At 73.3% G+C, this 17,150-nt stretch carries 16 protein-coding genes; 9 read left to right on the top strand and 7 right to left on the bottom strand.

Translation table 11 applies throughout. The annotated features are described in order from the left end of the window. Positions 1-14: 14 nt before the first annotated feature. Complete coding sequence (locus tag OG444_RS33665) at positions 15-893, bottom strand: hypothetical protein (protein ID WP_327265657.1); 879 nt, start codon at positions 891-893, stop codon at positions 15-17. After that, positions 890-1,099: a hypothetical protein gene (locus OG444_RS33660; RefSeq protein ID WP_327265656.1), complete on the bottom strand. Its 210-nt coding sequence runs from the start codon at positions 1,097-1,099 to the stop codon at positions 890-892. Before OG444_RS33660 ends, OG444_RS33665 begins: the two co-directional genes overlap by 4 nt. 804 nt (positions 1,100-1,903) lie before the next feature. Between OG444_RS33660 and OG444_RS33655 the strand changes: the two genes are divergently transcribed. Both OG444_RS33655 and OG444_RS33650 read left to right on the top strand, forming a co-directional pair. Beyond that, on the top strand, positions 1,904-2,368 hold the full coding sequence (locus OG444_RS33655; protein ID WP_327265655.1) for a type II toxin-antitoxin system PemK/MazF family toxin: 465 nt from the start codon (positions 1,904-1,906) through the stop codon (positions 2,366-2,368). Positions 2,369-2,505: 137 nt separating this feature from the next. Further along, the gene (locus tag OG444_RS33650) at positions 2,506-4,137 is read left to right on the top strand and encodes an immunity 49 family protein (protein ID WP_327265654.1); all 1,632 of its coding nucleotides are present in this window, start codon (positions 2,506-2,508) and stop codon (positions 4,135-4,137) included. A gap of 47 nt (positions 4,138-4,184) precedes the next feature. Here the strand turns inward: OG444_RS33650 and OG444_RS33645 are convergent, their stop codons facing one another. Further along, a complete protein-coding gene (locus OG444_RS33645) occupies positions 4,185-5,018 on the bottom strand; it encodes a TIGR02452 family protein (RefSeq protein ID WP_327265653.1) in 834 nt (277 codons plus the stop codon). A gap of 106 nt (positions 5,019-5,124) precedes the next feature. On the opposite strand from OG444_RS33645, the gene egtA reads away from it, so the two are divergent. The 4 genes from egtA to egtD are packed head-to-tail and all read left to right on the top strand — an operon-like array spanning position 5,125 to position 9,507. Further along, entirely contained in the window at positions 5,125-6,438 is a 1,314-nt protein-coding gene (egtA, locus tag OG444_RS33640; RefSeq protein WP_327265652.1) for an ergothioneine biosynthesis glutamate--cysteine ligase EgtA, read from the top strand. Continuing rightward, entirely contained in the window at positions 6,435-7,778 is a 1,344-nt protein-coding gene (gene egtB / locus OG444_RS33635) for an ergothioneine biosynthesis protein EgtB (protein ID WP_327265651.1), read from the top strand. The genes egtA and egtB overlap by 4 nt, the downstream gene beginning before the upstream one ends. Further along, positions 7,778-8,536 carry an ergothioneine biosynthesis protein EgtC gene (egtC, locus tag OG444_RS33630; RefSeq protein ID WP_327265650.1) on the top strand — a complete coding sequence of 253 codons (759 nt, stop codon included), beginning with the start codon at positions 7,778-7,780 and terminating at the stop codon, positions 8,534-8,536. Before egtB ends, egtC begins: the two co-directional genes overlap by 1 nt. Further along, positions 8,533-9,507 carry an L-histidine N(alpha)-methyltransferase gene (egtD, locus tag OG444_RS33625; RefSeq protein ID WP_327265648.1) on the top strand — a complete coding sequence of 325 codons (975 nt, stop codon included), beginning with the start codon at positions 8,533-8,535 and terminating at the stop codon, positions 9,505-9,507. Before egtC ends, egtD begins: the two co-directional genes overlap by 4 nt. Here the strand turns inward: egtD and OG444_RS33620 are convergent. The 3 genes from OG444_RS33620 to OG444_RS33610 form a co-directional block, all read right to left on the bottom strand. Beyond that, on the bottom strand, positions 9,390-10,334 hold the full coding sequence (locus OG444_RS33620; RefSeq protein ID WP_327265647.1) for a lysophospholipid acyltransferase family protein: 945 nt from the start codon (positions 10,332-10,334) through the stop codon (positions 9,390-9,392). The genes egtD and OG444_RS33620 overlap by 118 nt on opposite strands. Further along, complete coding sequence (locus tag OG444_RS33615) at positions 10,331-11,191, bottom strand: GNAT family N-acetyltransferase (protein WP_327265646.1); 861 nt, start codon at positions 11,189-11,191, stop codon at positions 10,331-10,333. Before OG444_RS33615 ends, OG444_RS33620 begins: the two co-directional genes overlap by 4 nt. A 142-nt stretch (positions 11,192-11,333) precedes the next feature. Further along, positions 11,334-12,596, bottom strand: a complete 1,263-nt coding sequence (locus OG444_RS33610) for an extracellular solute-binding protein (RefSeq protein ID WP_405791382.1) — start codon at positions 12,594-12,596, stop codon at positions 11,334-11,336. Positions 12,597-12,760: 164 nt separating this feature from the next. Here OG444_RS33610 and OG444_RS33605 point away from each other — a divergent pair, with 164 nt between their 5' ends. Further along, complete coding sequence (locus OG444_RS33605; protein ID WP_030663252.1) at positions 12,761-12,976, top strand: dodecin; 216 nt, start codon at positions 12,761-12,763, stop codon at positions 12,974-12,976. A gap of 59 nt (positions 12,977-13,035) precedes the next feature. On the opposite strand, the gene OG444_RS33600 is transcribed toward OG444_RS33605, so the two are convergent. Beyond that, complete coding sequence (locus OG444_RS33600) at positions 13,036-13,527, bottom strand: phosphatase domain-containing protein (RefSeq protein ID WP_327265645.1); 492 nt, start codon at positions 13,525-13,527, stop codon at positions 13,036-13,038. A gap of 98 nt (positions 13,528-13,625) precedes the next feature. On the opposite strand from OG444_RS33600, the gene OG444_RS33595 reads away from it, so the two are divergent. Further along, the gene (locus OG444_RS33595; protein WP_327265644.1) at positions 13,626-14,615 is read left to right on the top strand and encodes an MsnO8 family LLM class oxidoreductase; all 990 of its coding nucleotides are present in this window, start codon (positions 13,626-13,628) and stop codon (positions 14,613-14,615) included. Between the two features lie 24 nt (positions 14,616-14,639). Next, positions 14,640-17,084, top strand: coding sequence for an excinuclease ABC subunit UvrA (locus OG444_RS33590; RefSeq protein WP_327265643.1), 2,445 nt, complete (start codon positions 14,640-14,642; stop codon positions 17,082-17,084). The last annotated feature ends 66 nt before the right edge of the window (positions 17,085-17,150 follow it).

Raw genomic sequence — 17,150 nt, 5'->3', positions numbered from 1 at the left:
TCCCGGCGTCGTCGTCAGGGTGACGCCAACGGAAGGACGTCGGCGAAGGGGTCCTCGGGGTTCATCCGGAAGGTGATGGGCCGAAACTTTCCGTCCTGGCCGTAGGTGTACTGCGGACCCCCTATGCCGGAAGCCACGGCGAACTCCTTCTTGTCCGCGCTCTTCACTTCAGTGGTCCCGGACACTCCGTCACTGGACCACTCGATCGAGAGGCTGAACCGGTGCAGGCCGGACGAGGTGAAGGCGACGATGACGAAGTTCTCGGGATCGCTCTCGGACACGGTGACGGGGAAACCGCGTACACGCATCGATCCCGTGTCGCTCTGTCCGTCCTTGAACTCGAGCTTCGGGGACTTGGTGTCGAGGTTCGCCGCGAACCGGCTCATGTTGGCGTCACCGCAGCCGCCCGCGTATTGCAGACGAAGGCTCTGCTTGGGCAGCGGCTGCACCTCCTGCGGCTTGACGGCGATGTTCTTGACGGTGACGGCCCGCCCGCTCTTCCCCTGCACGTTGAGCCGAATGATCGTGCGATCCGCGGTGGCCGCCTCGTGCGCGTTCCCGAAGGTCGCCAGCCGCTTCCAGAACGCGGCCGACTCCTCCGCGGTGGTGACGGCCACGTTGCCCTTGAGTTCGGCCGCTGCCGCGTCGAGCGTGGGCGGCTTCATGAAGACGACACCCACTCCGCCGTCACAGTTGTCCCAGGGATTCACCTCCTCCACCGTAAAGGCCAGAGGTGCGTCGCCCTGGGCCCCGGCGTCCCCCGTCGCCTTCGGCCCGACCGCGTTGCTGTTGCCGCAGACCGACCCGGCAGAGCACTCGTTCGTGGAGCAGCCCGTCATCAGGACCCCTGCGCCCAGGGCCAGCGTCACGGCGGCGGCGCCGTAGGACTTCATCGACCGGACCCGCCGGTCGAGTCGTTCGAACCGTCGCCGAAATTCGTCTGGTTGTCGCGGCCGCACACCGCTCCGTTTCTGCATTCGTTCCTGTCCCCGCCAATGGTCTCCGTGGCCCACAGGGTTGCCAGGACTCCGGCGATCGCCGCCAATGTCGCCATCGCCGCGAGCCAAACGCGGCGCCGGTCGGCACTGTTCATGGTCATCGCATCCCACCTCCCCGAGAAGGAGTCACCATCGTAGGGATCCGGAGGCGGGCTGCTCATCGGTATGCGCAAACAGGGGCCGGACTCGTCAAGGCCCGCCGCGCCGCCGTGGTTGAGTACGCGGAACGACGGCGCGGCGTTCCCTCCCCAGGGGCCGGTCGGAACGCTTCTGCGCAGACGGCCCGGGACGGCTCGGGCCGTCCGTGCGAGGAACCTGCGGATGGCGGCGCGCAGGCGGGACCGGCGTGAATCCGGGGCGGTCGCCGCATTGCGCACGGCTTCGCGGAACAGACGCAGGCGCTGGTCCAGCACCGCCCGGCTGCGGTGTCGGTGCAGCCGGTGATGCGGACGGCGAGTGCGGCGCCGGCGAACACGTCCGCCAGGGCCTCGAGTTCCTCGGGGGTCTTCTGTGCGTCCCGCTTCCTGGTGGCCCGGGCGTTGAGCCGGGCTCCCAGAACGGTGGCGGTGATCGTGGTGACGGCGCCGACCGGGAAGGCCCACAGCGCAATGATCTGTTCCGTTTTCACGGGGCCAGGATGTCGATCGTGTCCGGTCCGCGTCCGGTGAACGGCGAGGTCGGGGTGAGCCCCGTGCGGGTGGCGTTCCGGGCGTGAGCGTGACGGGGCGTCGTCGCCGCGGCGGGACGTCCGGGCCCGAAGCGGAATCTCGTTCTTTGCTCCTTCGGACAACGGAGCGGCCCGGCCGCCCGGTAGCGGAAGGTCACGGACCGTGTCCGGCGGGCGTCCTTGAACCCGCCGGTCAGGTCCGTGCAATCGGGCGGCGAAGGCGAGTAATCTCCCCGAAATGACGGCACTCTCCCACCACAGCAACGGCCACACCGAGCAGCCCGGGCAGGGCGGCGACACCGCGACCACGGAGGCCGATCCCCGCGCCATCGGCCCCGTGCGGACCGAGTACGCCCCGGACCCCGACGGCGATCCCGACCCCGGCGAGATCGTCTGGACCTGGGTGCCGTTCGAGGAGAACGACGGGCGCGGCAAGGACCGTCCCGTGCTGGTCGTGGCCCGGGAGGCGGGCGGGCGGACCCTGCTCGCCGTGCAGCTGTCGAGCAAGCGGCACGACCACGACCGGGAGTGGGTGCCGATCGGGACGGGCCCCTGGGACAGCGCCGGGCGCGAATCGTGGGTGGACGTGGACCGGGTGCTGCGGGTGCACGAGTCGGGGATGCGCCGCGAGGCCTGCGCGCTCGACCGCGGCCGCTTCGGCCTGGTCGTGGACCGGCTGCGCGAGCGCTACGGCTGGCAGTAGCCCGCACCGGCCCGGCGGCGGTCGCGCACACCCGCGGCCACCGTCCGGGACGGGCCCGGTCTCCCGTGTCCCTGGTCCGGAGCGTCCTGGCGATCTCCTAGGGTGAGGCCCGTAGGCAGACACAGGGAGTAGCGGCCATGCGAATAGAACGACACAGGGTGAGCGAGGCCGCCCTGGCGGCGGCGCGCGAGGACTTCGCGAACCGGATGATCTCGGATGTGTACTCCAGGTCCCGGGGCGGCCGGATCGACGCCTACGACTGGTGGGACATCACCCTGCAGTTCCTCGACGGTCTCGGTGCGTTCTCCGCGGTGACCCCCGACCTCGACACTCCGGAGGCCAAGGCGATCCTGGGCGACGCGGCCGAAGCGGCCGCCGGCGCCGTGTCGTTCGCCGCGTACTACCCGAACGCGTACTTCCACGTCTTCCTCAACTACGTCAATCTCGGACTCGACTACGACGCCGACCCGGAGGGCTCCCCGCAGCCGGTCAGCGCGGCCCGCTGGATCGACGCGTTCTGCGTGGCGGTCCTCGCCGACAAGGCCGAACGGTACGGCGAGGCCTTCCACTTCGCCCGCCGGGCGCCGCAGCGGGCCGGCGGGCCCGGGCTCCCGTCGGTGGAGCTGATCAACGGCCTGCTGGCGTACGTCAGCGGGGACCTCGGGGACGACGGCCAGAACTTCCCGCCCTCCGCACAGGAGAAGCTCGCCGCGCTGGACGCCGCGCTCGGCCGGGTGGCCGGCCGCCGGGCCGGAGCCCGGGCCGCGGCCGCTGAGCCCGAGGCCGCCGGGACGGCCGAGGCGGCCGACCCCGCCACCGGTGCGCTCCGTGCGCTGCGCGCCCTGGCGGCCCGGGACCGGGAGGCCTTCGGCGCCGAGCTGACCGCGCTGCTGCTCCCGCATTCCCGCCTGGAGGACCCGCGGGCCGAGCCCCGCACCCTGCTGCCCCTGCTGCCGCTGGCGCTGGCCGCGCTCGGCCACCGCCGCGAGGGCTGGCCGCCTCCCGTCGACTCCGGCTACCTGCCGCGGGCGCTGGTCACCGGTTTCGAGACCGAGCCGCCGCGCGTGGGGCCGTACGGCCGCGAGCGGCGGGCGGACGCCGTCGCGGCGCTGGCTACGGGCCCCCTGGTCGTCGAGCGGCCCGAGCTGCCGCTGGGCACCCCGGCGGCCGACGAGCTGGTGGCGGGGCTGCTGTACGTGGCCACCGGCGCGGGGGCCGCACCGGCCGGCTCCGTCCGCCGGGACGGCCCGGACGGAGCGGACGGCTCCGACGGCCCGGAGCGCGCGTACCGTCCGCTCGAGCCCGGCTCGTGGGCCGTGGCCCTGACCCACGCCCTGATCACGGGCAGCCGCGCGGAGCTCGCGCCGCTCGTCGTCAGTGGTCCCACTCCGCAGGAGGACCGTTCCGCGTACGCCTCGTACCGGCGGGCCCTGCACGACTACCTTCGGGGCGAGGACCCGGAACCCGCCACCGACCGGGCCGTCGCCGATGTCGCGCAGACCCAGGAGTGGGGCTTCCTCCCGGCGCCCGCCGTGCTCTTCTCGCAGCTGGTGGAGGGCGACGAGGAGAGCTTCAACCTGGCCCTGGCCGACGCGCTGGAGGCCCATCGCGCCTACTACTCGGTGGCCGACCGGGCCATCGGCGCGGGAGCCGCGGTCAATCTCGACATCCTGGCCCTGGCCTGCCACGCCCGCCGCCGGGGCTGGCGGATCCGCGTCTCCTCGCCCTACCTGCCGGAAAGCCTGCTGGCAGCGGCGAAGCCGTTCTGAGCACCGCGGGCCCGACCGGGATCCCGGTCGGGCCCGCGGTGCCCCCGTCAGGCCGGGAAGGCCCGTTCGAAGGCCTCGCGGGTCGTGGGGTCCCGGTCGAGGATGCCGAACACGACCCGCTCGAAGACCCCGGCGAACCGGGCCGCGAGCAGCCCCCGGAAGGCCTCGGCGACCTGCGCCGGATCGTTCTGGAACACCCCGCAGCCCCACGCGCCCAGCACCAGCTGCCGGTACCCGTGCAGCGCGGCCACCTCCAGGACGAGCTCCGCGCGGCGCACCAGCGCCGCCGGGATCTCGGCGGTCCGCTCCGGCTCCTGCCGCCGGATCGTGCCCGCGTTCGGCGCCGGAGAGGTGAGGAAGCCGACCGCGAACGGGGTCTCCAGCAGCGCGCCCCGGTCGTCGCGGAAGACCGGGACGCCGGGCGAGTGAATCACCCGGTCGGTGTAGAAGGTGCTGCGCTCCGCGCGGTGCACCTCGTAGTACTCGGGGGCCTCGAGCAGGGTCTCGTACAGGGCCGAGGCGCGGCAGAGCGCCTCCTCCTGCGCCTTGGCCCCGCGGACGTAACCGCCCCCGGGATTACGGGCCGAGGCGAAGTTCAGGACCGCGACCGGAGCCGGCTGCACGTCGGCCCGGGCCGCGGTCGCGAGCCTGCGGGCGGCGACCGTGCTGCTCTCCCCCGTGACCTCGATGACCGTCCGGCCGCCACCGGAAGGGACCTCTCCATCTGGAATGGCCCGGTTTGGTCCATATATCCTGGTTCCTGCCTTGGCTTCCGCCAGGGCGGCGGCAAGCGGAACCTGCCGTCCCGACCGCGTCCGGTACCCCCCGGCCGCCAGGATCGCCGCGTTCTCCCGCGCGATCTCGCGCAATCTGCTGCTCACGCCGCCATCCTCCGCAATGCAATTCCCGGCGGCAAAGGAATTTGTGCCCCGAGGAGGGGTAGGCACGGGTGATGTCACGGCCGACGACAGGAGACGAGGACCCGGTATGTCCCAGGACTCATCCGCTCCCCCACCCGCGCCCGACCCGATCCCACCACCCTCGATCAGCGAGACGCAGGCCGAGGACCTGATCCACGGCATCTGTTTCAAGACCGGCCCGCCGCGCTTCATCGGAGCCGAGCTCGAATGGCTGGTCGTGGACGCCGAACACCCGGCCCGGCCCCTGCCCCCCGAACGACTGCGCGCCGCCCACACCGCGGCCCGCGCGCTGCCCCTGCACTCCCGGGTGACCGTCGAGCCGGGCGGCCAGCTCGAGCTCAGCTCGGCCCCCGCCACCTCCCTCACCGACTGCGTGGACGACCTGCAGGCCGACCTCACCGCCGTACGCGGGGCCCTGCTGGCCCGGGGCATGGTCCTGCGCGGCCTCGGCCGCGATCCCCGCCTCCCGTACCGCCGGCTGCTGAACAGCCCGCGCTACGACGCGATGGAGGCCTACTTCGACCGCACCGGCCCGGCCGGGCGCGCCATGATGTGCGCCTCCGCCTCCGTGCAGGTCTGTGTCGACGCCGGGCACCAGGAGCCGGGCGCACTCGGTCACGGCCGCCGCTGGCGGCTGGCGCACCTGCTGGGTGCGGTGCTGGTGGCCGCCTTCGCCAACTCCCGGGCGCAGGAGGGCCCGTACGCCGGCTGGCGCTGTGCCCGCCAGGGGATCTGGAGCGACCTGGACAGCCGGCGCGCGCTCGCCCCGCCGCTGGACGCGGATCCCCGTGCCGGATGGACGCGGCAGGCGCTGGACACCGAGGTGATGTGCGTACGGTCCTACGAGGGCGACGGCATGTGGGAGATCCCGCGCGGCACGACCTTCCGCGACTGGCTGCGCACGGGCGGAAACCCCTCGCTGCGGGCGCCCACGGCCGAGGACCTGGACTACCACCTGACCACCCTCTTCCCGCCGGTGCGGCCGCGCGGCCACCTGGAACTGCGGATGATCGACGCACAGCCGGGCGACGACGGCTGGCTGGTCCCGGTGGCCGTCGTGCACGCGCTGTTCGACGATCCGGAGGCCGCCGAGACGGCGTACCGGGTGGCCAAGGGGCTCGCCGACTCCTACGGCATGCAGCCCGCGCCCCGAAATCCACTGTGGCGCTCGGCCGCCGAGCACGGACTGGCCGATCCGGAGCTGCGGACTGCCGCGAAGGCCTGTTTCCTGGCCGCCGCCGAGGCGCTGCCCCGACTGGGCGCGAGCCGGCACGTCCAGGACGCGGTGGCCGACTTCACCCAGCGCTACGTACTGCGCGGCCGATGTCCGGCCGACGACGAGTCCACGCAGGTGCTCACCGGGAAAGAGGTCCGCCGATGACCACCACCGAGCCCACCGCACCGACCGAACCCACCGAACCCACCGGTTCCTCCTCCGGACTGCGGGAGCGGGCGGCCGCCGCCCTGACCGCGGCGCGCATACGGACGGCCGGCCTCACCGATGCCGTGACCGACGAGGACCTCACAGCCCAGCACTCCCCGCTCATGTCCCCGCTGGTCTGGGACCTGGCGCACATCGGGAACCAGGAGGAGCTCTGGCTGCTCCGCCGGGTCGCCGGACGCGAGTCGATGCGCCCCGAGATCAACCCGCTCTACGACGCCTTCGAGCATCCTCGCGCCGAGCGGCCCAAGCTGCCGCTGCTGGGGCCGGCCGAGGCCCGCCGGTACGCGGCCGACGTGCGCGGCCGGGTCTTCGACCTGCTGGAGAAGACCCCGCTGGAGGGCAGCACGCTCCTCGACGACGGCTTCGCCTTCGGGATGATCGCGCAGCACGAGCAGCAGCACGACGAGACCATGCTGATCACCCATCAGCTCCGGCGCGGGGCACCCGTACTGACCGCCCCGGAGCCGGACGCCCCCTACGATCCGCTGCTCGCCCCCGAAGTCCTCGTACCCGGCGGGCCGTTCACGATGGGCACCTCGGCCGAGCCGTGGTCGCTGGACAACGAACGACCCTCCCACGTCCGCGAAACCGCGCCCTTCTGGATCGACACGGTGCCGGTGACCAATGCGGCCTACCTGGCGTTCATCGCGGACGGCGGCTACCGCGACCCCCGCTGGTGGGCGGCGGCGGGATGGGAGCAGATCCGCGAGCACTCCATCGAGGCCCCGCTGTTCTGGCACCGGGAGGCCGGCCAGTGGCTGCGCCGCCGCTTCGGGGTGACCGAGCCGGTACCGGACGAGGAACCGGTTCTGCACGTCAGCTGGTACGAGGCGGACGCCTACGCCCGGTGGGCGGGGCGGCGGCTGCCCACCGAGACGGAGTGGGAGAAGGCCGCCCGGCACGACCCGGCCACCGGCCGCTCCACCCGCTACCCGTGGGGCGACGCCGACCCGACCCCCGCGCACGCCAACCTCGGGCAGCGGCACCTGCGCCCGGCGCGCGCGGGCAGCTATCCGGCGGGGGCCTCCCCGCTCGGGGTGCGCCAGCTCATCGGCGACGTGTGGGAGTGGACCTCCTCGGATTTCCTGCCCTACCCGGGCTTCCGGGCCTTCCCCTACCGGGAGTACTCGGAGGTGTTCTTCGGCCCGGAGCACAAGGTGCTGCGCGGCGGCTCCTTCGCCGTGGACCCGGTGGCCTGCCGGGGCACCTTCCGCAACTGGGACCTTCCCGTGCGGCGGCAGATCTTCTCCGGCTTCCGGACCGCGAGGGACGTCTGATGTGCCGTCATCTCGCCTACCTGGGACCGATGGTGGCACTCAAGGAGCTCCTGAGCGAGCCCGTGCACTCGCTGGTGCGCCAGTCCTGGGAGCCGCGCCGCCAGCGGTCCGGGACGGTCAACGCCGACGGCTTCGGCATCGGCTGGTACGCGGAGGGCGACCCGGTGCCCGCGCGCTACCGGCGCTCCGGGCCGATCTGGAGCGACCTGACCTTCACCGATCTCGCCCGGGTGGTCCGCACCGGGGCCGCACTGGCCGCCGTACGGGACGCCACGAACCCCGGCGCCGACGGGGAGGCTGCCGCCGCGCCCTTCGCGGACGGGCCGTGGCTGTTCAGCCACAACGGCGCGGTGCGGAGCTGGCCGGACTCCGCCGCCCCGCTCGCGGCCGGGCTGCCGCCCGCGGAGCTGCTCCGGCTGGCCGCGCGCACGGACTCGGCGCTGATCTGGGCGCTGGTCCTGCACCGGCTGCGCGCCGGGGACGATCTGGGCACGGCGCTCGCCGAGCCGGTCCGGGAACTCGCCTCGGCAGCTCCCGGCTCCCGGCTGAACCTGCTGCTGACGGACGGCGCCGCCATCGCCGCGACGGCCTGGGGCGATTCGCTCTGGTACCTGGCCGCCGCGGGGATGCGGCGCACCGTGGTGGCCTCCGAGCCGTACGACGACGACACCCGGTGGCGCGAAGTGCCCGACCGGACCCTGCTGACCGCTACCCGCACGCGGGTCGAACTGACCCCGCTCAAGGAGAACTCCCCGTGAACGACTTCCAGTTGACCCGGACACTCGACGAGCACGCCGCGGAGACGGCGCTGCGTACGGATGTGCTGCACGGCCTGACCCACACACCGAAGGTGCTGCCGCCCAAGTGGTTCTACGACGCGCGGGGCAGCGAGCTCTTCGAGGAGATCACCCGCTTGTCCGAGTACTACCCGACGCGCGCCGAGCGGGAGATCCTGCTGGAGCGGGCGCGGGAGATCGCCACCGAGAGCGGCGCCCGCACCCTGGTGGAGCTGGGCTCCGGGTCCTCGGAGAAGACCCGGCACCTCATCGAGGCGATGCCCGCCCTGGACACCTACGTCCCGGTGGACGTGAGCGAGAGCGCCCTGCGGGGGGCGGCCGAGTCGCTGATCGCGGAGCACCCGGGCCTGCGGGTGCACGCCCTGCTGGCCGACTTCACCCGCGCGCTGCACCTGCCGGACTCCCCCGGGCCCCGGCTGGTGGTGTTCCTGGGCGGCACGATCGGGAATCTGCTGCCGCCGGAGCGGGCGGTGTTCCTGGCGTCCGTACGGGCCATGCTGTCGCCCGGGGACGCGCTGCTGATGGGGACGGACCTGGTGAAGGACGAGGCCGTACTGGTGGCGGCGTACGACGACGCGCGGGGGGTGACGGCCGAGTTCAACAAGAACGTGCTGGCGGTCGTCAACCGGGAGCTGGACGCCGACTTCCACCTCGCCGACTTCGAGCACGTGGCGGTGTGGAACAAGGAGCAGGAGTGGATCGAGATGCGGCTGCGGGCCCGGTCCGAGCTGACGGTGAAGGTCCGGGCGCTGGATCTCGTGGTGCCGTTCGCGGCGGGTGAGGAGATCCTGACGGAGATCTCCGCGAAGTTCCGTCAGGAGGGGGTGCGCAAGGAGCTCGCGGCGGCCGGGCTGGAGCTGACCCAGTGGTGGACGGACGCGGCGGGCCGGTTCGCGCTGTCCCTGTCGGTCGCCGACGGCGTGGCCGGCTGAGCGGGAATGCCCGGTAGCGGGTCCGGGGTCGTGGGGGTGAGCCCGGCGACCGCCCGCTGAGCCGCTGCCGCGAGGTCCCGCCGGTGCGCGTACCGGCCCGGCGGGATCCGCGGCAGCAGACTGATCTCGGCCCGCACCCCGCGGGCCCGCGCGATCCGCCACAGCGAGGCGGTCAGCGGGTCGTCCCCGACGAAGGCGGGCGCCCCGGCCGGGTGCCCGTCGGCCCGCAGGTACGTGAGCCGCAGGGGCTGTACGGGGACCCGCGCGTCCAGTGCCGACTGGAAGGCCGCCCGGCGGAAGGTGCCCCGGGCGCGCCCGCACCAGGTGGAGCCCTCGGGGAAGACGGTGACCCGGTCCCCGGCCAGCAGTGCCCCGGTGATCGCCTCGACGGTGGCGGGCAGGGCGCGGATCCGGTCGCGCTCGATGAAGAGCGTGCCGGCCCGTCCCGCGAGGCGGCCGAGGACCGGCCAGGCCCTGATGTCGCTCTTGGCCAGCATCCGGCAGGGCAGGGCCGCGGCGACGAGCGGGATGTCCAGCCAGGAGATGTGGTTGGCGACCAGCAGGCGGCCGCCGCCCGGGCCCGGGCTGCCGTGGACGGTGATCCGGATCCCGAAGGCGCCTACGAGCGCGGCCGACCAGGCCCGTACCACCCGGTGGCGGGGGCCGGCCGGCAGCAGCCGGACCGGCGGGGCACCCAGGATCCCCAGCAGGATCAGGGCGACGGCCGCCGCGAGTCTGAGCAGCGCGTGCGGGACGCTCGCGGTGCTCCCCTCGTGGCCCGCGCAGGCCTCGGGGGTGCAGGGCGAGGTGGGCAGCCAGACGCTCATGCGCCCGGGACGAGCGAGCGGAAGTGCTTCAGGTAGCGCGGGTTGGTCCGGCGCAGGGAGAGCAGCACGTACAGGTCGGCGCAGCCGAACCCGGCGTCGAGGGCGGGCTCGCCGCACACCCAGGCGCCGAGGCGGAGGTAGCCACGCAGCAGCGGCGGCAGCTCCATGCGGTCGGGGAAGGTGATGCCTTCGGGGCTCCAGGGGAGGTGGGGCGTGACCCGGTACTCCTGGGGGGCGAGGCTGCGGGCCAGGACGGTCTCCCGGGTGGCGGCGGCCAGGACCCCGCCGTCGGCGAGCGGTATCGAGCAGCAGCCGGCGAGCCAGTTGTGCCCGGAGCGGTCCATGTAGTGGGTGAGGCCGGCCCAGATGAGGGCGATGACGGCGCCGTTGCGGTGGTCGGGGTGGACGCAGGAGCGGCCGACCTCGACGAGGTCGGGGCGGATGGGGGCGAGGGCCGAGAGGTCGAACTCCCCCTCGGAGTAGAGGCGGCCGGCGACGGCGGCGCGCTCCGGGGGCAGCAGCCGGTAGGTCCCGACGACCTGCTCGGCCTCCTCGTCGATGACGAGGAGGTGGTCGCAGTACGCGTCGAAGGCGTCGGCGTCGAGGCCGGGCTCGGGCCCGTCCAGGCGGGCGCCGAGCTCGCCGGCGAAGACCTGGTGGCGCAGCCGCTGGGCGGCGCGGACCTCGTCCTCGTCGCGGGCGAGGCGGACGGCGTAGCGCGGTCCTGCGGACGGCGCGCCGGACGCCGGGGCGCCGACGGGGGCGAGGCGGGTGGCAAGCGCGGACGGGGGCGCCGGCAGTGCGGCGGGGACGGGGGACGGGGACAGGGGGGACGGGGACAGGGGTGCGATGGTCATGGCGGCTCCTGATCCGGGCACGGAGGGCCGGGCCCGCAGGTGCGTGGCCCGGCTCCCTTACTTCTTCCGTGACCGGCTGGATTCGACATGACCGCGCAGCGGCCCTCACATGTGCGGACGCTGAACTCGGCGGTACCCCCGCTCAGCGGTCGGAGCTGAGCACCTTGCCGATCTCCTCGGAGGCGGCCCGGGCCGCCTGCTTGGGGTCCCGGCCGGTGAGCACGGCCGTCATGTAGGGCTTGATCGGGTTCTTGGCCTCCACCTCGGCCCAGCGGGCGGAGGTGGGGGTGGCCCGGCCCTGGGCCGCGCCGGGGGCCATGTTGGCGGCGCCCTCGTTGCCCTCGACGACGTGCGCGAGGGTGGTCTTGTTGGGGACGTAGCTCATCGTGCGGGCGAGTTCGGTCTGCCACTGCTCGCTGACGAGGGCCGTGATCACGTCCACGGCGCCCTTACGCTGCCGGGTCCGCTGCGGGATGATCAGGTCGGAGCCACCGGTGAAGACGGCGCCCGCCTTGTCGGAGGTCTTGCCGGGGATCGGGAAGAAGCCGAGCTTGCCCTTCAGGGCGGGATTGGCCGCCTCGATCTCGGCTGCCTGGCCGGGCGGGGCGATGATCTGGGCGACGTCACCGCGGGCGAAGGCCTGCGACTGCGGGGGCGTCTCCTCGTCGGCGCCCTTGGGGCCGTCGCCGAGGGCCTGGAGCTGCTTGTAGAAGTCCATGCCGGCCAGGGCCCTGTCGTCGTCGAGGGTGCCGACCCACTTGCCGCTGGTCTCCACGGCGAGTTCGCCGCCCTCGTCCCATATGAAGCCGGCGAGGACGTACCAGTTCTGGCCCGCGAGGTAGATGCCCTGCTGGTCGCCCTTGTCGAGTTTCTGGGTGGTCTGGATCCACTCCTGGCGGTTCCTGGGCGGGGTCTTGATCCCGGCGGTGGCGAAGAGGTCCTTGTTGTAGATGACCACCCGGTTGGCGGCATACCAGGGAATGCCGTACTGGGCGCCGTTGATGGTTCCCGGTTCGGCGAGGCCCTTGAGCCAGTCCTTGCTGCCCCACTCGCGCAGGCCTTCGAGGGTGAGCTCCTCGAGGCCGCCGGTCTCGATGTACTTCGCCACCTGGGTGTTGCCGACCTCGATGACGTCGGCGCTCTCCTTGCTCGTGCCGTCGAGGACGGCGTTGACCTTGTCGCCGATGCCCGTCCATTCCTGGATCCTGACGTCCAGGTCGACGCCGGGGTGTTCCTTCTCGAACGACGCGGTGAACTTGCCGATGAAGTCCTCCGAGGCGCTGCCCTTCATCAGCCAGAGCGTCACCTTCTGCGACCCTCCGGCCGGGTCGGCCGACTGGCTGCAGCCCGTGAGGGCGGTTGCGGCCGCGAGGGCCGTGCACACGGCGAGGAATCGCATCTTCAAGAGGGCCACCTTCTGGGCTCGGACTCAGATGGCTCGAAATTGGCATAGACCAATAGGCCGGTCAAGGGTCTTTCCCTCGGGACTGTTCGCCCAAAGTTCGCGGAGCCGGACTTACTGGGGCACCGTAGAACCAGGCAAAAGCCACCCACTGTCGGGAGACCTCCATGTCCAATCACACGTACCGGGTGACCGAGATCGTCGGCACCTCCCACGAGGGCATCGATCAGGCCATCCGCAACGGCATCGCCCGGGCGGGCCAGACCGTGCGGAATCTGGACTGGTTCGAGGTGGTTCAGGTACGCGGCCACATCGAGAACGGGGAGATCGCCCACTACCAGGTGGGACTCAAGGTCGGCTTCCGCCTCGAGGGCGAGGACTGAGCCCGGGGACCTGCGCCCCCGGGCCTGCCCGGCCCGGCCCGGCCCCGGCCCGCGGTGCGTCAGGTCCGGCCGTCGACCTCCTGGGCGGCCTCCAGCTCGGGCGCGTCCGCGGCCCAGTCGGCCAGCACCACCCGGAAGCCGGCGGCGCGCGCGGCCCGGCAGACGAGCTCGTCGTCATCGACGAGCATCCGCACCTCCCGGCCCCGCGAGATCCGCCGCAGCACCTCCACCTTGGTCGTGCGGGCCGGCCGCCGGTCCTGGTTGCCGCGCATGAACAGCCGCCCCTCGGGCAGTCCGTGCCGGGCGAGCCAGTCGAGCGTGTCCGCCCGGCACCGTTCGGGCCGCCCGGTCAGGTACACCACCTCGCAGTCGGCCTCGCTCCCGGTGGCCAGCGCGACCCCGCGCGCGAGCGGCGGATCGGCCGGAGCCGCGGCGAAGAAGCCCGTCCAGTCCCGCGGGCGACGCTCCAGGAAGTGCTGGCGATGACCGGTGTCCGCCAGGGTGTTGTCGAGGTCGAAGACGGCCAGCGGCCGGGAAGTGTGCTCGCTCATACGGCCAGCGTAGGAGAGCCCCATCCCGCCGGCCCAGGAGAGCGGGCGGACCGGCGTCGGCCCGGGAATCCTCATGGCCGACGGACGTTGAGTCCTGTGTGATCCGAAGAATCTCGATACTCGACCGGTCGCGCACCCGCCGGGGCCACCCGGCCCCGGAGGCGCTGCGCGACACCGTGGATCTGGCCCGGGCGGCCGAGGATCTCGGCTACCACCGCTTCTGGGTGTCGGAGCACCACAGCGTGCCCGGTGTGGCGGGCTCGGCGCCCACCGTGCTGGCCGCCGCCGTCGCCGCGGCGACGCACCGGATCCGGGTCGGCACCGGCGGGGTCATGCTGCCCAACCACCAGCCGATGGTGGTCGCGGAGCAGTTCGGGGTCCTGGAGTCGCTCTTCCCCGGCCGCATCGACATGGGGCTCGGCCGTTCGGTCGGCTTCACCGGCGGCATCCGGCGGGCGCTGGGCCGCGACACCGGCGACGCCGACCGGTTCGAGGAACAGCTGGCCGAGCTGCTGGGCTGGCTCGACGGCACCCAGCGGGCGCATCCCGAGGTGCACGCCCGGCCCGCCGAGGGATTGCGGATCCCTGCCTACGTCCTGGCCACCGGCGAGGGCGCCGGGATCGCCGCCCGGGCGGGGCTGCCCCTGGTCGTGGGCGACCTGCGGGCCCGCGACCGGGTGGACGAGATCGTCCGGGCGTACCGCAAGGAGTTCCGGCCCTCCGCCCATGGTGAGCAGCCGTACGTCGTGGTCTCCGGCACGGTGGCGGTCGCCGCCACCGCCGAGGAGGCCCGCCGCATCCTCGTCCCGGAGGCCTGGGCCCTCGCGCACTCCCGCACACGTGGCAGCTTCCCCCCGCTGCGCCCGGCCGAGGAGATCGAGGCCCTGGAGATGACCCCGAAGGAGCGCGAGCTGTACGAGGACGCCCTCGCCGGCCACGTCCACGGCACCGAGGACCGGGTGGCGGACCGGCTCGCCGACATCGCCGCGACGACCGGCGCGGACGAACTGCTGGTCACCACGTCCACGTACGACCGAACGGCACTGCTGGACTCCTACGCCCGGCTGGCCCGGATCGCGGACCTCTGAACCCGAGCCCTTAAAATAGGACGAATGCACCAGCCCACTCCACCTCAGGTCAACGGCGACCCCTTCGTACGGGTCCGCGGCGCCCGGGAGCACAACCTCCGCAGCGTCGACGTGGACATCCCGCGCGACGCGCTGACGGTGTTCACCGGGGTCTCCGGGTCCGGGAAGAGCTCCCTCGCCTTCGGCACGCTCTACGCCGAGGCCCAGCGCCGGTACTTCGAGTCCGTGGCCCCGTACGCCCGCCGGCTCATCCACCAGATCGGCGCACCGAAGGTGGACTCCGTCACCGGACTGCCGCCCGCCGTCTCGCTGGAGCAGCGCCGCTCGACCCCGGGCTCGCGCACCTCGGTCGGGACGGTGACCCTGCTGTCCAACTCCCTGCGGATGCTGTTCTCCCGGGCCGGGACCTATCCGCCGGGCGCGGAGCGGCTGGACTCCGACTCCTTCTCGCCCAACACCGCGGCCGGGGCCTGCCCTTCCTGTCACGGTCTCGGCCGCATCCACCGCACGAGCGAGGAACTCCTGGTCCCCGAGCCGGAACTGTCGATCCGCCAAGGCGCCATCGCGGCCTGGCCGGGTGCCTGGCAGGGCAAGAACCTGCGGGACATCCTGGAGGCGCTCGGCCACGACGTGGACCGGCCCTGGCGGGAGCTGCCCGCGAAGGACCGCGAGTGGATCCTGTTCACCGAGGAGCAGCCGGTGGTGACCGTGTACCCGGTGCGCGATGCCGACCGGATCCAGCGGCCCTACCAGGGCACGTACATGAGCGCCCACCGCTACGTCATGCGGACCTTCGCCGACAGCAAGAGCGCCACCCTGCGGACCCGGGCCGAGAAGTTCCTCACCGATTCGCCGTGCCCGGTGTGCGAGGGCCGGCGGCTGCGCCCCGAGGCCCTCGCCGTCACCTTCTCCGGGCGGACCATCGCCGAGCTGGCGGCGCTGGCGCTGGCCGACCTGGACGCCGTACTGGCCTCCGCGCCCCTGGAGGGGGAGGCCGCGCGGGTGCTCGCCGAGGACCTGCGTTCCCGGATCGGGCCCGTCACCGAGCTGGGGCTGGGCTATCTGAGCCTGGACCGGACCGCGCCGACCCTGTCCGCGGGCGAGCTGCAGCGGCTCCGCCTGGCGACGCAGCTGCGGTCGGGGCTGTTCGGGGTGGTGTACGTACTGGACGAGCCGTCGGCGGGGCTGCATCCGGCCGACACCGAGGCGCTGCTGGACGTACTGGACCGGCTGAAGGAGGCCGGGAACACGGTCTTCGTCGTGGAACACGACCTCGATGTGGTGCGGCACGCGGACTGGCTGGTGGACGTGGGGCCGCTGGCCGGGGAGCACGGCGGGCAGGTGCTCCACAGCGGGCCGCCGCAGGACCTGGCCGGTGTGGCGGAGTCGGCGACGGCCCGGCACCTGTTCGCGGGGCGGGAGGCGGCCGGGACGCCCCGACCGGTGCGCGGGGCGACCGGGGCGGTGCGCCTGACCGGCGTGGACCGGCACAACCTGCGGGGCGTGACGGCGGATTTCCCGCTCGGGGTGTTCACGGCCGTGACCGGGGTGTCGGGGTCGGGCAAGTCCACGCTGGTGGGGCAGGTGCTGGCCCGGGAGGTCGGCGAGCGGCTCGCGGAGCCGGACTTTCCCGTGCGCAGGCTGGTGGAGGTGGACCAGAAGCCGATCGGCCGGACCCCGCGGTCCAACCTGGCCACGTACACCGGGCTGTTCGACGTGGTGCGCAGGCTCTTCACGGCGGCCCCCGAGGCAAGGGCCCGCGGCTGGAAGGCGGGCCGGTTCTCCTTCAACGTGCCGGGCGGGCGCTGCGAGACCTGCCAGGGCGAGGGCTTCGTCTCGGTGGAGCTGCTCTTCCTGCCCAGTACGTACGCCCCGTGCCCCGAATGCGCGGGCGCCCGGTACAACGCGCAGACCTTGGAGGTCCGGTACGCGGGGCTGAACATCGCGGAGGTGCTGGGCCTGACGGTGGAGTCGGCGGCCGCCTTCTTCGCCGAGGTGCCGGCGGCGGCGCGCAGCCTGCGGGCGCTGGAAGAGATCGGGCTCGGCTACCTGCGGCTGGGGCAGCCGGCCACGGAGCTGTCGGGCGGCGAGGCACAGCGGATCAAGCTGGCGACGGAACTGCAGCGGCTGCGCCGGGACCACACGCTGTACCTGCTGGACGAGCCGACGACCGGGCTGCATCCGGCCGATGTGCGGGTGCTGTTGCGGCAGTTGCACGGGCTGGTCGACGCCGGGCACTCGGTGGTGGTCGTGGAGCACGACATGGAGGTGGTGGCGGGCGCGGACTGGGTCATCGACCTGGGCCCGGGCGGCGGCACGGCGGGCGGCCGGGTGGTGGCCGCGGGCACTCCGCCGGAGGTGGCCGCCGCGGCGGGCAGCCGTACCGCTCCGTACCTGGCGAGGGCCCTCGGGGCCGGCCGCGAGCGCGAGACCGCAGAGACAGACCACAGAGACCGCATCAACGGGTAAGGCAGGGGAGGCATAGGGCTGCTGCCGGGGGCGTCCGGGGGCGTCCGGGGGCGGCGCCGGGAAGGG

The sequence above is a fragment of the Streptomyces sp. NBC_01232 genome (assembly GCF_035989885.1).
Classification (GTDB): Bacteria; Actinomycetota; Actinomycetes; order Streptomycetales; family Streptomycetaceae; genus Streptomyces.
The sequence above is the reverse complement of the archived record's forward strand: the minus strand, read 5'-3'. Positions and strand labels throughout refer to the sequence as shown.

Bases quoted from the DNA above. Each gene is read 5' to 3' on its own strand.
- OG444_RS33665 (WP_327265657.1), bottom strand. From the start codon at position 893: ATGAAGTCCTACGGCGCCGCCGCCGTGACGCTGGCCCTGGGCGCAGGG.
- OG444_RS33660 (WP_327265656.1), bottom strand. From the start codon at position 1,099: ATGACCATGAACAGTGCCGACCGGCGCCGCGTTTGGCTCGCGGCGATG.
- OG444_RS33655 (WP_327265655.1), top strand. From the start codon at position 1,904: ATGACGGCACTCTCCCACCACAGCAACGGCCACACCGAGCAGCCCGGG.
- OG444_RS33650 (WP_327265654.1), top strand. From the start codon at position 2,506: ATGCGAATAGAACGACACAGGGTGAGCGAGGCCGCCCTGGCGGCGGCG.
- egtA (WP_327265652.1), top strand. From the start codon at position 5,125: ATGTCCCAGGACTCATCCGCTCCCCCACCCGCGCCCGACCCGATCCCA.
- egtB (WP_327265651.1), top strand. From the start codon at position 6,435: ATGACCACCACCGAGCCCACCGCACCGACCGAACCCACCGAACCCACC.
- egtC (WP_327265650.1), top strand. From the start codon at position 7,778: ATGTGCCGTCATCTCGCCTACCTGGGACCGATGGTGGCACTCAAGGAG.
- OG444_RS33620 (WP_327265647.1), bottom strand. From the start codon at position 10,334: ATGAGCGTCTGGCTGCCCACCTCGCCCTGCACCCCCGAGGCCTGCGCG.
- OG444_RS33615 (WP_327265646.1), bottom strand. From the start codon at position 11,191: ATGACCATCGCACCCCTGTCCCCGTCCCCCCTGTCCCCGTCCCCCGTC.
- OG444_RS33605 (WP_030663252.1), top strand. From the start codon at position 12,761: ATGTCCAATCACACGTACCGGGTGACCGAGATCGTCGGCACCTCCCAC.
- OG444_RS33600 (WP_327265645.1), bottom strand. From the start codon at position 13,527: ATGAGCGAGCACACTTCCCGGCCGCTGGCCGTCTTCGACCTCGACAAC.
- OG444_RS33590 (WP_327265643.1), top strand. From the start codon at position 14,640: ATGCACCAGCCCACTCCACCTCAGGTCAACGGCGACCCCTTCGTACGG.